A 15,525-nucleotide genomic window follows, 5' to 3' on the forward strand; every position below is an offset into this window, starting at 1 on the left:
TGAGATATAGGATTCTTAATTTACTGATGCTGTAGCCGGGGCCGCGGAAGATTCAATAACTTCCATCTGATCTTGATTGTATTTTGAAGGACATTTCATCAAAATCTTGCTGGCATGGAAAACTTTGCCTTCCATTTTTCCGGTCAATACGATTTGCTCGGATCTTTCGATATCCTGTGGTTTGGAACCCTTAAATACAACCTGACATTCCGTACTGTCGTTATCAAACATGTAAAAGGAAAAATGATTTGCGTCCTTTACAGGATCATAATGCAAGTCTTTTTCTTTATTCAAAACACCTACCACATACAATTCTGTATTCTTTTCCTTCGCTTCCGTAAATGTCGAATATGTACTAGAATCGGTATAGATCACAAGTATCATCGCAATAGCTATCGCTATAATTACAATTAAAATGATCGAACTTTTCTTCATCTCTTTGTGAATATAATATTAACCAAATGCAAAATTACGAAATACTAGGGCAAGCAATGAATTTAACAAAGAAATTGAATTATTTAGAATGGTTCTAGTTAACAGTGAATTAATATGGTATAACGTTGTTTATTAGTGTGTTATGGGTTTTTATTCAAATCGTTTCAGTTTGTCTTACTGGATGTTGACTGTAAAAGGATTGTAATATTAGTGATTCAAATTAAGAAGCTCCTTCAAATCAGATAGTTTGAAGGAGCTTCTTAACATTAGTTGTTTCTTTTTGTCGTTATGCTTCAGCCTGTTCCGGATTAAACTTCTCCCCGGAGAATCTGGTAACCAACATAGCAGCAACTGTATCTCCAGTAGCATTTAAAACTGTTGCTAATGGGTCAACCAAAGCCCCAATAATCAAGATGGATGGAACGGCTTCGTTTGGAATTCCATAGATTGAAATCATCAACATTTCTCCGATAAATCCTCCGTTAGGAATACCTCCGGCAACCATCGAAACCAAAACCGTAATACCCACCGCGGTAATCAATGTAGAAGGTTCGAAGAAATCCCAACCTAGGATTGAGAAAGCTACATAGATTTTAAGGATGGATGATATGGCTGAACCATTTTTATACAAGGTATTTCCCAATGGAACTACGATTGATGAGATTTCTTTGGGGATACCAATTCGGTTGGATGCAATTAGATTAGCTGGTAAAGTTGCTAAGCTACTACAGGTACTGATTGCAGTTAATGATGGCGATATATTATGTTTCCAGTAAGATTTTACACCAGAGGATCCTTTGGCAACAAAGGCATAAATGCTGAAGAATACCAGGAAAAATACGATTCCAAAGCCATAATAGAAACCTAAAGGTTTTGCATAGAAACCGAATAACTCAGGTCCCAAAGTTTTAACCTGATAAGCAAAATAAGCTCCTAAACCAATTGGTCCAGCTTTCATTACTAGAATAAGTAGGTTTTCCATCACCTTATTCCCTGCATTCAGGAAAGCTGTAAACTGCTTGCCCATTTCTCCTGATTTACGGGTTGCAGTTCCAACAAGCAATGCGAAGATGACGAACGCAAGGATATTTTTTCTGGAAAGTAGGTTAGCAAACTCATCAACTGTCAAGAAACGAACGATACGGTCGCCCCAGGTTTCATTAGCATTTGTGGAAAGAGCTTCATTCACAGCAGAACCATCGGAAATCGCTGTTACCGGGAATGCCCATAAACCGGCGATTGTTGCTACTGCTGCAATGACAATAGTTCCTATAAAAACCGCTGTCATAACCCCAATGGTTTTACCTAATTTATTGCTATCCTCAATATTCGCAATGGAGGAGGAAATCGCAAAAAACAAAAGCGGGATGACTGAAACGAAGAGTAGATTTAAGAAAATATCACCAATGGGCTTTAGGAAATCTACCATTTGAGGTAGGAATATTCCAACAAGACTACCGATGGTAATACCTATTAGAAGTAAGATGATACTTCCGTAATTTTTTAAAATTTCTTTCATTTAAGTAATTTGTTCAAGCTAAAATACTTGTTTTTATTTTAGATTTGCCAAAAATATATAATGGAATTCGTTAAAACAGCAGATGGCTCAAAAACTTTGTATCATGCAGAGGTTGGTGAACACTATCATTCCAAACATGGTGCCCATCAGGAAAGTATTCATGTTTTTTTAAATACGGGATTGCGTTTTTGGTTAGAAAAGGAGTCTAGCCAGTCGGCAGCTGTTTTAGAGATTGGTTTTGGAACAGGCTTGAATTTCTTGATGACCGCTGATTACTGTTCTAAAAACGATATTGAAGTAAATTATGTTGGCATCGAAGCTTTTCCTTTAGCTGAGAATTTGATCCAGCAATCTGAATATGATCAATATGTTTCGCAGCAAGTTTGGGATAATTTCGTTCAGAATTACTCGAAAGCTATCGATTCTCAAGTTGATATGGGTGAAAAGATTCACTTAACGATTGCTCATCAGAAAGTAATGGATTTCACGACGGAGCAACGCTTCGATGTGATCTATTTTGATGCCTTTGCAGAGATACACCAACCTGAGATGTGGACTCCTGAGACTTTGGCTCATGTGTGTCAGTTCTTAAAGCCAGGAGGGGTATTTGTGACTTATGCGATTACGGGGAACTTGAAAAGAGCGATGAAGGCCATCGGCTTCACGATTGAAAAAGCGCCTGGTGCTCCCGGGAAACGTGAAATGTTGAGAGCAACCAAGCTTTAAAATGCTGTTAATTCTTAATAATCCGACCTAAAGGTCTGCGATTTTGACCTTCTGATTTCGTTAAATTATCACCTAGATCCTTGCGAGCCTCATCTGCGATTTCCAATAACTTCTCCAAGATTTCCGGATTTTGCTCAATGACATTATATCGTTCTCCTGGATCTCGACGAAGGTCATAGAGTTCCATGGTTTTAACTTCAAGTTCGTTGTATTTACCCCCAAAACCGTCATTTCCGGGAAGCACTCCTTCATAGGATCTCGATTTGTGAGGAAAAACTAACTTCCAGTTTTCAAAACGAACGGCCTCTAAATCATTTTGGTTATAGTAGTAATACATTGATTTTCTGGATGCTTCAGCTTTCGGATCATTAATTTGTGAAAGGAAACTAATGCCATCAATTTGATTGGGATGTTCAGAGTAATTGGTGATTTCTGCGATGGTTGCAAAAATATCTATGCTACTTGTCAGGTTGTTATTGATTCGACCTTCTTTGATTTTACTTGGCCAATAAACGATACAAGGCACGCGTTGACCACCTTCCCAACTGGCTCCTTTCCCTTCTCTAAATCCCCCTGAAGAGCCATTATGATTTCCGAAGTTAAGCCAAGGACCATTATCACTTGTGAAGATTACGATGCTATTGTCGCTCAATCCATTTGCTTTTAGAGTTTCCAAGATTTGTCGCATGGAATCATCGATTTCATGCATAACATCGCCAAAGAGTCCTTGCTCGGAGGTTCCTCGGAACTTTTTGGAAGCTGCAATAGGAACATGCGTCATGCTATGCGCCAGGTATAAAAAGAAAGGTTTCTTCTTGTTGTTTTTGATGAAATCAATCGCTTCCTTGGTATAGGCTTCTGTTAGTAAAGCTTGATCTTCCAGGTTGTTTATTTTCATTACGGTATCCGGAATATTTTGACCTTCTTTTATTTTCAATAAAGGTAATACAGGATATTTTGCTACATAACTATCTGGTTTTGCTGGCTTTCCATCAAATCCTACTGGCCACATATCGTTTGAATAAGGGATTCCATAATAGGAGTCAAAGCCTTGCTTGGTGGGTAGAAATTCCGGTTCACTTCCTAAATGCCATTTCCCTATTATTTGTGTCGCATAGCCTTTGCTTTTAAGCATTTCCGCCATGGTAACCTCATCTGGATTAAGTCCCACTCCGGTTTTTGGCATAAATGCTCCACTGATTCCCATTCTGTTCGGATAATTTCCAGTTAACAATGCTGACCTTGAAGCAGAACAAACAGCTTGGGGAACCAAGAAATTGGTAAACCGAATTCCCTTATTCGCCATTTTATCCAGCGTTGCTGTCTGATAACCTAATGCCCCTGTTACTCCAAGATCACCATATCCAAGGTCATCCATAAAAACAAGGATAATATTGGGTTTGGAGGTGTTCTTTTGCGCAAAGGCAGTATTTAACAGGACACTAAAGATCAGAAATAGTGAAAGTTTGATATTCATAAGGTTTAGGAATTTGAACTAATATAAAAAAAAGACAGCTGACATCTGTAATTTGGAGTTTAATATTAAGAAAAACAGTAAATGAAATGGAGTGTTAGTTTTTAAAACGGAGGGGTAGTGGAGAACTGCTTTTTATTAAGTTCTTTTGGAGCTAATAAAAAAAGGTCGCTGAGGATATTCCTCAGCGACCTTTTTTGTTGTTGTGTAGTGTTTCTTAGTGACCTTCGTTACCATCTGCACCATGAGCATGACCATGAGATAATTCTTCAGGAGTTGCTTCACGAGTATTTAAGATTTCGATATCGAAGTTTAATTTCTTTCCAGCCATTGGGTGGTTTAAGTCAGCAACAACTGCCTCAGGAGTTACTTCTACTACTACAGCGCGGAATTGATTTCCTTGGTTGTCTTGTAATGGAAGAACTTCACCTACTGGAGGAAGACCAGTTTCTTTAAACATGTCTGCCGGTAATTGTGCAATTGCACGCTCATCGCGTTCGCCATAAGCATCAGCAGCCTCTAATTCGAATGATTTTTTATCACCAGCAGCTAAACCAGCAATATTTTCTTCAAATTTAGGAAGCATCATGCCTACACCATATAAAAATGTTAAAGGATTTTCAGTTGTTGTTTGCTCTACAAATGTTTTTTCACCGTTATCTTCAATTGTATGAAGTACGTAATTCAATGTTACTACATTGTTGTTTTCTACTGCCATTCTGATTAGATTGTGGGAACCTATCCCTGTTTATTATTTATTAATTCTATAATATTTGATATTGATGACTGCGGAAGACTACAAGTCTTATTCTGACAAAGGTATGCTTTGGCATCCGCAGGGTTTTTATGCTCTAACAAAGGAAGACTGCTTTTTGTTCCTCCCAAAGTGATTTTGTTAGGAATATAATATTGATCGAGTTCCTCTCGCCAGCTCTTGGCATCCTCGCCCGTGATAGCGATTTCCCAAAGCCCAAAATGTAATTCTAATAGTTGGATTGCCCAATTTGAATAAGCCGAACCATAAGATTTAATATGTGGAAATACGTTTGCAAAAACTCTCTCTGCAATTTCCGTGTACCTACTATTATCAAATAATACGCCGAGTTTAAATAAACAACGAACGAAAGTCGATGATGAAGCAGGGATTACATTGTCCATAATCTCACTTTTGCGAGCAATTAATACTTCAGCGTCTGCAGCACTATAATAGAAAATACCTTCCTCGGAATCAAAAAACTGCTCTATTGCTAACTCTGAATAGGATTTTGCTTTATTCAACCATTCCTCCTCAAAGGTAGCTTCGTATAATGCAATATAAGCTTCGATGGTAAATGCATAATCATCCAAAAATCCGAAAATTGTTCTATTCTTATCTGACGGCTGGTGAAGAAGTCTGCCATTTTGGCAACAAAGCTCTTCGATGAATCCTGCAACACCTTTTGCCAAGTCCAAATAGTGATTATTATTGAAGGTTCGATAGGCATCAACCAGCCCTTTTAAAAAAAGAGAATTCCATGTCGTTAATTGTTTATGATCTAAGCCCGGACGAATTCTCTTACTACGGTAGTTTAACAACTTTGCTTTGATCTCTTTTAAATGGCTTTGCCATTCTTCTTCAGTATATCCAGCCTCTTTTATGAGTTCCTGATCTTCTGAACTAACAAATGGAATATTGATTTGCTCCTCGGTCCAGTTACCACTTTTTTTGATGTTGAAATAATTCCGAGCCAGTTCTGCATCTTCACCTAGGAAATCGAATTCTTGATCTTCAAAAGTGTAGAATTTTCCTTCCACACCTTCCGAATCAGCATCAAGGGCAGAATAGAAACCGCCGTTCGAATCTAACATTTCCCGTTCAGCCCATGCAATAGTTTCTTCTACGACATTTTTATACAAGATAGAAGGTCTGTTCTGATATGCTTCGCTATATAAACTCAGTAATTGTCCATTATCATAAAGCATCTTCTCAAAATGAGGAACATGCCAACTGCCATCTACTGAATATCTCGCAAATCCGCCGCCTATTTGATCATAAATGCCGCCATTAGCCATTTTTTCTAAAGTGAAGTGGACATGGTTTAAAACTTCTTGATCATGATTAAGAAAGCCATAGCGTAGGAAGAATATCCAATTGTTTGGCAATGGAAACTTAGGTTCACGGAAATATCCACCATTTTTACCATCAAATTGTTCTTTCCAGGGTTCTACAACTTGAAGGATATCTTCTAATTTATATTGTTCGGGAATACTTTGAATAGGGAGTTTTTCGGCTTGTTTAATGCCTTGGGTAAGGCGTTCAGCATATTCTATAGCAACTTCAGGTTTTTCTTCCCACATTTGGGCTATTTGTAACAAAACCTGCTGCCAATCCTGAGGTTTGAAATAAGTTCCACCATAGATAGGCCTTCCATCTGGTAAACAAATACAATTCAATGGCCAACCTCCTGAATTCGTCATCAGTTGTACTGCTATCATGTATATCTGATCAATATCAGGTCGTTCCTCACGATCAACTTTTATTGATACAAAGAACTTATTCATGGTTTGAGCAATAGCATTGTTTTCGAAGCTTTCCCTTTCCATGACATGACACCAATGGCATGCTGAATAACCAATGCTGACAATGATTAATTTATTCTCAGCCTTTGCCTTACTCAATGCCTCTTCTGACCATGGAAACCAATGGACAGGATTATGTTCATGTTGCTTTAAATAGGGGGAGTTTTCACCTTGTAGTTTGTTTGCCATAACATACGAAGGTAAAAACTATTATTTTAAAATCCCTACCAGCTTTGCAGTTCCGCCAGCAAGCATTTCAAAGGATAAATCATCTTCCAACTGCAATATAGAAGCATTTGAAGTCGCTAGTTCGATCTCCGAATGACTTAAATAGTTCGTTAAATTCGAAAGTCCCGGATTATGTCCAAATACTAATAAAGTATCATATTTGTCAGCTACAGTATTGATAACCTTGAGAATATCCATAAAGTGGGCTTCATAAATTTCCCTCGTTTGTTGGATTGTATCCTTCGGATAATTTAATACCTCACAAAATATCTCAGCAGTTTGAATAGCGCGGTTTGCTGTGGAGGAAATCACTAGGGTTTTATCATCAATTTGAAGCGTTTTCTTTAGCTCTTCTGCAATGCGATGTGCTCTATCACGACCTTTCTTCTGTAAATCTCTGTCAAAATCATCTTTCGTAAAAGTATGTTCCTCTGCTTTAGCGTGCCTGATAAGGTATAGTGTATTCATGATATTATTAGCTTGTAAGGTATACAAGATAAAAATTTAATAATTAATAAATCGTTCTGAAATTGTTAAGAAATAGTATTTTGACAGATGTTTATTAACTTCGTTGAAAATAGTGGTACTGGTTAATAAGTAAAATGGATTTTGAAAAAAAAATATCGCTAATAGTAGGATTAAAAAATAATTTAGACTACACTCAGTCATTCTACAAAAGATTACGCGAATTATATAAAGAGGTCGAAGTGGTATTTGTCAGTTATGGTAGTACCGATGGAACCCATGAGTGGTTGGATAGTTTAAATGATAAGAATTTAAAATATTATTATTCCGAAGATTCCAAGTCACTATCTCACACTTATAATAAAGGAGTTGAAATATCTACTTCAGAACTAATTAGCTATCTGCATAATGATATCATAATTGGTAAGGGATTTTTGGAGGAATTGGTGAAATCATGGCAAAAGGATGCTGTGCTCTTCTATTCGCTTGTGGAGCCACCAATTTTTGCAGGTGATAAAAGAGATTGGAAAACAAATATTGATTTTGGAAATGATATAATGAGCTTTGATGTGGAAGGCTTTGATAAGTATGTTGAAGAAGAGGCTCATAAGCAAGAAAATCCTTTTGAAACCAATGATGAAAGTTTCTTTATATGCGTCGAGAGACAATGGTTAATTGAGATGGGGGGGCTTGATACTTTGTTTTATCCAATGTTTTATGAAGACTCGGACCTTATAATGCGGTTTTATCTTCAAAATGCAAGGTTTATTGTTGTACCAAAAGCTATTGGTTATCATTTTGTCAGCAAAACTTCTAGGTATTCCAAGGAATTTGAAAAAAGGACAAAAGCTATTGAGGAATTGAGTTTTAAGAATTTTTTCAGAAAATGGAGATGCCATCCCAATGGCTCTTTTAAAAAGGCATATGACCTAGTTGCCGTTGTCGAAAATGCAACTGTCGATGGAATGTTTGAAATTGAACCTTTTTTCGCGAAAATATATTCTGATCTTGATAAAAAAAGTTATGTGGATAAATATCAAACAACCACAAAAATTGATTTAAGTGAAAGATTGGAATCAAAAAATAAACTCCAGAAACATGATGTAATAATCTATTTGGATGAAGGAAAACTGATAGAGAAGGATTACTTGCGGATAAAAGACTTATCTGATATAATTGCAAGAAATGAAATAAAATCAAAAAAGTTCATCAAAAGCCTATTTAAAGATTATTCGAAAATTAAGACAGGGAATATTTCTGGAAAAATAAATAATTTTCGATCTTTGGAAAAGAATTTTCCAATAGTTGTTAATCAAAAATAAATTTATCCTAGTGTCTATATTTTCATATTTAATTGGCAAGCGTCCTTCCATCACATATGCAATTACTGTATGTAATGAACGATTGGAAATCAAAAAATTATTGGATTTTTAATTCCAAGAATTAGACAAAAAGATGAAATCGTAGTTTTACAAGATGTAACGAAAAGAGATGAGGGCGTTTCCGAAATTCTAAGTAATTGTGGAAATAAGATAATTAAGGCAGAGTCAAATTTAAATGGAGATTTTGCTACATTTAAAAATCAGTTAATAACATTGGCAAAGTGCGAATATCTGTTTCAAATTGATGCCGATGAAATGTTGCCAGATTCGCTTGTTGAAAAGTTGCCAGGTTACCTCGCGTTAAAGTCTAAATACGATTGTTTCAATGTTCCAAGGATTAATACTGTAGAAGGAATTACAGAAGAACATCTCAAAAAATGGAACTGGAAACTAAATGAAGATGGATATATTAACTATCCAGACTGGCAGGCAAGGATAATAAAGCTCAAAACCGATTATCCAATTAAGTGGCGCAATAAAGTTCATGAGGTTTTGACCGGTTATAAAAAAATGGGACGGTTAAAAGGTAAAGGGTATGAGTTTGCTATTATTCATAAAAAAGAGATAAATAAACAAGAGCAACAAAATGCCTATTATGATAAAATCTTTTAGGGTTTTTATTCCCAAATGTACTTTTTATCTTTTCCCAAATATCGATTTTTGAAATTTTTGAATTTGACTTTCATTTGTATGTAAGGCAGATTTTTAATCGATTCCAACTTATCATTCAATAAAGAAATTTCTATTTTTTGTTTTGAAATTTCTTGCAACAAATCTTTATCTGATCCTTTTTTGAGAAGGTTGTTTTGAATGAAATTTAAACGGGCCCTCATTTTTGCACCGATATATTCTGGACTATTTCTTTCTTGTATATCCTTATTGCCTCTTGATGCTAATTTGTTTGCTTCCATTGGATTATGGAAAACAAACTTCATTTTTTCTGCAGCGTCCTCAATATCAGGTTCAGCCCACATATCCTCCGCACTGCTGAATTTGTTGTAAAGTTCGGCAGATACCAGCTTGTACTTAACAAGAAATCCATTATTGGTGTTCATAAAATCCTTATTACCTGAATAGTCGGTCGCAATGACAGGTATGTTCAGATACATGGCTTCAGCCATGGTTAGCCCAAACCCTTCAGATCTGTGTAATGAAATGAAACAATCACATTGTTTGATCAAACTATGAATTTCTTCTCTGGTTAATGTTTTTTCAATATATATAATTGATGCGTTTTCCGATAATCTTGAATCAATTAACTGTTTTTCAGATTCAAAGTTTGGTCTTTCAGATGCTTTGATAACCAACTTAACGGTAGGATGGTTTTTTCCAAAGGCCAGTTCATAGGCGTCTATTACACCGATTGGATTTTTTCTTTCTATAGAGCTGTTGTAATCAAAAATGGTAAGGAAATAGTAATTATCCTGACTTAAATCAAAATAATCTCTATCATGAGGCACATTTAATATTTCAATAGAATGTGGAATATTGATTACAGGAATGGGGGAATATAAACTGATGGACTCTGCTGAATAATTGCTTGGCGTCCATATTTCATCAAATAAGTCAAAATACACATGAGCTACCTCTGGAAATCTTTCCAGTTCCCAAACCCAAAACCCAATATTATACTTTCCTTTGAGATAAGTATCCGAATAATTCTCAATGAATGAGGTTAATTTATCAAAGTTTAATTGGACAATATTAATTGGATGAGAATTTTGGTTGCTCAAAACATCTACTTCCTGATGTTCTTGATCTAGAATTTCCTTATTAATATTATGATTGAATTCATTAATACATGTGGAAATATTGGCTGCTCTTAGTGCTCTAATATTTGCTCTAGTGCCTTCACCAAGACCAAATTGTTTATTTATATACCCAATAATATTTATAGCAAGTTCTTTCATCGGCATCTGTAGAAATCTAATCCATCTCTAATTGTTAACGCCTAAAAATTCAAATTGCTACAATCTGGATAAACTTTTTTAAGATTTTGAGTCTTTTTTGATGCCAAAATCAGTCCATGTTTTCTTCTGATCAATGGTTTCTTCTAGTATGAGGTCATTTTTTGCAAGATTATCTTTGTTGTTTTCTTTGTGATAGAGATGATATGCAACGGCAGCAAATTTTAAAAATCGCTTCTTAACTCCACTATTCATCAACCTAAAAGCCATTTCAGAATCTTCTGACCCCCATCCTTGAATGCTTTCATTATATCCATTAACCTTTATAAGGTCGCTTTTCCAAAAAGACATATTGCATCCCCTCAAGATCTTAGGTTGATTTTTTTTGTATCTATCAGCCAAAAATCTAGAAAGAAAACCAGAACGCATGCTATTTAGAATAAAAGATAACGGAAATTTACTCCTATCAACTTTTATGGTCCCTTTTTGTTCCAACAATTCTTTACTCTGTTCTTGGTCTACCCAAACTCTACTTCCACATAGAAATGCATTCGGTTCAATTAAGGACAGATGGTCTGAAATAAAATGAGGGTCTAATAGGATATCTCCGTCAATTTGTATAATATATTCAGACTGTGCGGCTTCAATCGCTTTATTTCTTATCACGCTCAAACGAAATCCTTCATCTGGATGCCAGATGTGATGAATGGGAAGTTTAGAAAGTGATTTTAATCTTTCTACGGCCTGTTTTGTAGCTTCTCCAGATCCGTCATCTGCAATTAAAATCTCATCGGGTAATCTATCTTGGGCTAGTATGGTTTGCACACATCTTTCCAGTGCTTCTGGCCAATTGTATGTAGAAACCATAATGGCTACAGTATTCGGTCTTTTCGATAAATCACTCATTCTAATTGTTTAAATATTTGTCTATTCCACTATCAACCCAAGTAATATTATCTTTTTGAGTCTGTTCCATGATTTCCTTATTTCGCGCCTCTTGATTATTGTTCTTTTTCTCCGGATGATAAAGATGGTAGACAATTGCAGCAAATTTAATGACTGATTTTTTTACCCCAGTATTCATCATCCGTAAAGTTAAATCACTATCCTCATGACCCCAACCTTCATACGCTTCATTATAACCATTCACAGCAAAGATATCCTTTCGCCAAAAAGACATGTTGGCGCCTCTAGCATAATAAACTGGAAATGAATTCTTATATCTGTTCAAAAGAAAATTTGACAAGAGAGGGAATCTAATGCCATTTTCAATTCTTTTATTACCTCCACCGAGTAATTTGGGATGTACATTGTTTTCTTCGATTAACTTCTTGGAATACTCATCACTCAACATCACACGACTACCTTGCAAAAGATAATTCGGACGAGCAGCTTTTAGGTGGTCACGAATAAAATCTTTATGCAGAAAGACATCTCCATCGATCTGAATGAGATATTCATATGCTGCGACCGCAAAGCATTGATTTAGAATCATCGATTTTCTAAAACCGTGATCCTCTTGCCATAAATGTTTGATGGGAATAGGAAAGCTGCCTCGAATGGATTCAATTAATTCTTTTGTTTCATTCGTAGAACCATCGTCAGCAATAATTACTTCCTTTGGAAGGATGCTCTGCTCTAGAATGCTTTTTAAGCATAGATTCAGTGCCCCCGGCCAATTATAGGTAGCAACAATAAGCGAACAGTCCTTTATCTTCATAAATTCTTTAGCATATAATATTTCAATTATATATATTCTTGTCTAATTGTTAAAATATATTTTTGATTTCTATCTAGCTAAAGATTTACATAGCTTCAATCAATTTCTTTAATCTGCCCATGATCAACGGCCAGGAATAATTTCTTTGAACATATTCCTTTGCTCTGGCCCTGTTCAATTCTATAAGTGTTGGATCTGAAATATATTTATGTATTTTCTGATGAAAATCTTTCTCACTCATATAGGCCTCCGTTGCTCCTTCGCTCTTGATGGAATGGCCAAGCAAAACATCTGATTTACTATTTACCAATACTGTCTTTCCGAGATCCATTGCCTCCAGTAGAAGTAATGATAAACTTTCATTCCTTGAAGGGTTAACAATTAAAGTCGCATTTTTAATCAATGATACTTTCTCTTCATCCGTCACAAATCCCGTGTAAATGATGTCCGGATGTTCGATTTTCTCTTGAAACAATCTCCCCGTTAAGACTAGTTTTAGATCTGAGGGATATTTCTCTTTGTAAGAAATAAACCAAGGAATCAATTTATCCATTTTTGACCCGCAAACGCGTCCAAAATAATGTATATATCGCTCAGGTAAATTGAACTTTTCTTTTAATTCCGCTAATTGGACCTCATTTTCAAAATCAGTCTCAACGCCAACTGCGAGAATACTATTTTCAGACATTTTGTTCCCAAATATCTTAAGGCTTAACTGGTGCTCCTCTTCCGTATTGAATCCAATATGCTTTACACTCGTAAATACATGGGTGTGAACAGAACGAAATACATCGCCCTCATTGTGTACTGTTGGAATCAACAATGTTTTTTCTGGGGCAATTCTAGCTCCAAAAACAGTATGCGGATAAACATAAGAGAACAAAATTATTGCCTTATATTCTTCATTATGCGTTTCTAAATAATCTAAGAGATCTTTTGAATAGAAACCATGGCTTTTAAGTAGGTTTTCTTCATTTTCAATCCCTAAATTCCATACCGGATTCATATTTGCAACTGATTCTAAAAGACCCAATCGAAATAAATTCCTCCTTACCTTTCTTGAAAATTTAGTTTTCTTACGCCAAATATTATGTTCCTTGGCATCAAATGGCTTACAGTCAAACCTCAATACATTTACACCATTAAGGTTTTCCCGATTATCCTTATAATATGGCTCAAAAGTATTGTAATTGATTGTTTTGCTTGTCAAAACATCCACCTCATAATCATTTACTAGTCGCTCAGCAAGCATTTTGCAATGATATTCAGCCCCTCCATTTACTTCTTTCCCGTATTGACAAACTAAAAAACAGATTTTTTCCATATTATGTTAAACGTATTTCTAATCCTAATTTGCTACTATTCTTCTATTTTTCCCTTCACTCTTTCCACAACCATCTCACTACTTACCAAGTCAATGGCCTCAACACCATCGCACAAGCAAGATTTATTGCCATAAACCGAGTTTGGTCTATTTGGATGTTCAACCTGAACACAATCTTCCGGTAATTGACCATAACCCAAGAATCCCGCATAAGGATGGGTTGCTCCCCAGATTGAAATACAAGGAACTCCCATTAATGAGGCCATGTGCATTCCTGAGCTGTCCATACTGATCATTAAATCCAAATGTGCAATAATATCAAGCTCTTCACTCAGCTTATATTTCCCAACCACAGAATGAACGTTTGGAAATCCTTCTGCCCAATGTTCTGTTATTTCCTTTTCCTTGGAGCCACCGCCAAATAGTACAACTTCAATGCCTAATTCAGCCAACGCGTTGATTACGGTAGCCATTTTCTCAAAAGGTAGAACTTTGTAACTGTGTTGCGCAAAAGCAGAAATACCAACCTTCTTGGAATTTGATGCCAAGATCGGCATCATTCCTTGCGGAATTAACCGATGTTGCTTTTGAAGTTGATGACTTAGTTCGATGCGGTAACCCAATGATCGAAAAACATCCGCATAGCGTTCCGTTGTTAGCTTCAAAGGTTTAAAAACTTTGTTTTTGTCTCTTGTCAAGGCTTTCTTTTCCGGTCTTCCCTTATCCAAAATCCGAACCTGATATCCGGCAGTTTTGAAAAGGAGATCCAAAAACCTAGACCTGATATTATTATGTAGGTCAGCAACCTGTGCAGCCTTATATTTTTTTAATTCATTGAACAACTTGACAAGTCCTGTTACTCCTTTATGCTTTCCTTTGGGGTCAATGGGATGAAAAATAACCCTTGGAATCCCTTCAAAAAAGGCAGAAAAAAACGGACGTGAAACCATAATGATCTCAGTGTCCGTATGCTGTTCTTGAAATTCCCTTAAAACTGAAGCAACCATGGCTACATCACCCATTGCTGAAAATCTAGTGACCAGGATACGCCTCATTTCCAATGAATTATTTCTGTGCCCCGTATAGTACAGGATTTAAGTTCGGGTCGTTGTACATCTTCATTTGCTTGTACACCTTCATATATTTCTTGCCGCCTTGAATATCACTCAATAACTCATCGATACTTTGTGATAAATCCTTGCGCTGTTCCAACAGGATATTCAACTTTACCTGGCAAGCCTCCTGATGTGCTTTAGACACATCCGTACGCAAGGTCTCTTGCCCCATATGATAAATCTTCAAAGCCAAAATCGAAAGCCTATCAATTGCCCATGCCGGACTTTCAGAATTGATCTTTGCATCAGGTTGCGCAACGACATCCTTGAATTCCTGCAAATAATAACTATCAATAAATTCCACGGTATCGGTACGTTCTTGATTTTGTCTGTCAATTCTTCTTTTCCAGTATAAACCCTCACGAGGATCAATATTCGGATTTCGGACCACATCTTCCATGTGCCATTGAGCAGTATCAATCCAGCATTTTAAATATAATAAATGCTCCAAGCTCTCGCGGCTGTATGGATTCACAATCGGCTGGTCAATCTTATCGTGAACATGGTAATCTTCAATTACCTGCTGAAAAATGTTGTTTGCTATTGAAGAGATCATGTACAAATATAGTATTTACTATTTAGTAGTTGGCATTGGATGCCTTCAAAACCTCCTAAAAACGATACTAATTTAAGGGATATGCCTACTTTATTTTTTGAGAAAGATTCAATAA

General features: G+C 36.1%; 15 protein-coding genes. 3 read left to right on the forward strand and 12 right to left on the reverse strand.

From position 1 onward, the window contains the following. Positions 1 to 15 precede the first annotated feature (15 nt). A complete protein-coding gene (locus ACF3OC_RS03285) occupies positions 16 to 435 on the reverse strand; it encodes a cytochrome c maturation protein CcmE (RefSeq protein WP_094255355.1) in 420 nt (139 codons plus the stop codon). Between the two features lie 286 nt (positions 436 to 721). Continuing rightward, entirely contained in the window at positions 722 to 1,954 is a 1,233-nt protein-coding gene (locus ACF3OC_RS03290; RefSeq protein WP_094255354.1) for a dicarboxylate/amino acid:cation symporter, read from the reverse strand. A 60-nt stretch (positions 1,955 to 2,014) separates the two neighbouring features. Between ACF3OC_RS03290 and mnmD the strand changes: the two genes are divergently transcribed. After that, a complete protein-coding gene (gene mnmD, locus ACF3OC_RS03295; protein WP_094280150.1) occupies positions 2,015 to 2,680 on the forward strand; it encodes a tRNA (5-methylaminomethyl-2-thiouridine)(34)-methyltransferase MnmD in 666 nt (221 codons plus the stop codon). Positions 2,681 to 2,687: 7 nt separating this feature from the next. Here the strand turns inward: mnmD and ACF3OC_RS03300 are convergent, their stop codons facing one another. The 4 genes from ACF3OC_RS03300 to ACF3OC_RS03315 form a co-directional block, all read right to left on the reverse strand. Then, positions 2,688 to 4,157 carry a sulfatase gene (locus tag ACF3OC_RS03300; RefSeq protein ID WP_392470892.1) on the reverse strand — a complete coding sequence of 490 codons (1,470 nt, stop codon included), beginning with the start codon at positions 4,155 to 4,157 and terminating at the stop codon, positions 2,688 to 2,690. Between the two features lie 214 nt (positions 4,158 to 4,371). Continuing rightward, entirely contained in the window at positions 4,372 to 4,872 is a 501-nt protein-coding gene (locus tag ACF3OC_RS03305) for a peptidylprolyl isomerase (RefSeq protein ID WP_094255351.1), read from the reverse strand. A 20-nt stretch (positions 4,873 to 4,892) separates the two neighbouring features. Next, complete coding sequence (locus ACF3OC_RS03310) at positions 4,893 to 6,902, reverse strand: thioredoxin domain-containing protein (protein WP_094280148.1); 2,010 nt, start codon at positions 6,900 to 6,902, stop codon at positions 4,893 to 4,895. Between the two features lie 21 nt (positions 6,903 to 6,923). Then, on the reverse strand, positions 6,924 to 7,409 hold the full coding sequence (locus ACF3OC_RS03315; protein ID WP_094280147.1) for a histidine phosphatase family protein: 486 nt from the start codon (positions 7,407 to 7,409) through the stop codon (positions 6,924 to 6,926). A 134-nt stretch (positions 7,410 to 7,543) separates the two neighbouring features. On the opposite strand from ACF3OC_RS03315, the gene ACF3OC_RS03320 reads away from it, so the two are divergent. Beyond that, on the forward strand, positions 7,544 to 8,728 hold the full coding sequence (locus ACF3OC_RS03320; protein WP_094280146.1) for a glycosyltransferase family 2 protein: 1,185 nt from the start codon (positions 7,544 to 7,546) through the stop codon (positions 8,726 to 8,728). A 273-nt stretch (positions 8,729 to 9,001) separates the two neighbouring features. Then, on the forward strand, positions 9,002 to 9,400 hold the full coding sequence (locus ACF3OC_RS03325) for a hypothetical protein (protein WP_392470895.1): 399 nt from the start codon (positions 9,002 to 9,004) through the stop codon (positions 9,398 to 9,400). A gap of 5 nt (positions 9,401 to 9,405) precedes the next feature. On the opposite strand, the gene ACF3OC_RS03330 is transcribed toward ACF3OC_RS03325, so the two are convergent. The 6 genes from ACF3OC_RS03330 to ACF3OC_RS03355 form a co-directional block, all read right to left on the reverse strand. Further along, positions 9,406 to 10,698: a glycosyltransferase gene (locus ACF3OC_RS03330; protein ID WP_179221425.1), complete on the reverse strand. Its 1,293-nt coding sequence runs from the start codon at positions 10,696 to 10,698 to the stop codon at positions 9,406 to 9,408. 78 nt (positions 10,699 to 10,776) lie between these two features. Then, positions 10,777 to 11,601, reverse strand: a complete 825-nt coding sequence (locus ACF3OC_RS03335) for a glycosyltransferase family 2 protein (protein ID WP_094280143.1) — start codon at positions 11,599 to 11,601, stop codon at positions 10,777 to 10,779. A 1-nt stretch (position 11,602) separates the two neighbouring features. Continuing rightward, positions 11,603 to 12,415 carry a glycosyltransferase family 2 protein gene (locus tag ACF3OC_RS03340; RefSeq protein WP_094280142.1) on the reverse strand — a complete coding sequence of 271 codons (813 nt, stop codon included), beginning with the start codon at positions 12,413 to 12,415 and terminating at the stop codon, positions 11,603 to 11,605. An 85-nt stretch (positions 12,416 to 12,500) separates the two neighbouring features. Continuing rightward, on the reverse strand, positions 12,501 to 13,739 hold the full coding sequence (locus ACF3OC_RS03345; RefSeq protein ID WP_094280141.1) for a glycosyltransferase: 1,239 nt from the start codon (positions 13,737 to 13,739) through the stop codon (positions 12,501 to 12,503). 35 nt (positions 13,740 to 13,774) lie between these two features. Next, complete coding sequence (locus ACF3OC_RS03350) at positions 13,775 to 14,794, reverse strand: glycosyltransferase family 9 protein (RefSeq protein WP_094280140.1); 1,020 nt, start codon at positions 14,792 to 14,794, stop codon at positions 13,775 to 13,777. 10 nt (positions 14,795 to 14,804) lie between these two features. Next, positions 14,805 to 15,410, reverse strand: a complete 606-nt coding sequence (locus ACF3OC_RS03355) for a DUF4254 domain-containing protein (protein WP_094280139.1) — start codon at positions 15,408 to 15,410, stop codon at positions 14,805 to 14,807. Between the last annotated feature and the right edge of the window lie 115 nt (positions 15,411 to 15,525).

This window comes from Sphingobacterium cellulitidis (assembly GCF_043187465.1).
In the GTDB taxonomy this organism is placed as follows: domain Bacteria; phylum Bacteroidota; class Bacteroidia; order Sphingobacteriales; family Sphingobacteriaceae; genus Sphingobacterium; species Sphingobacterium cellulitidis.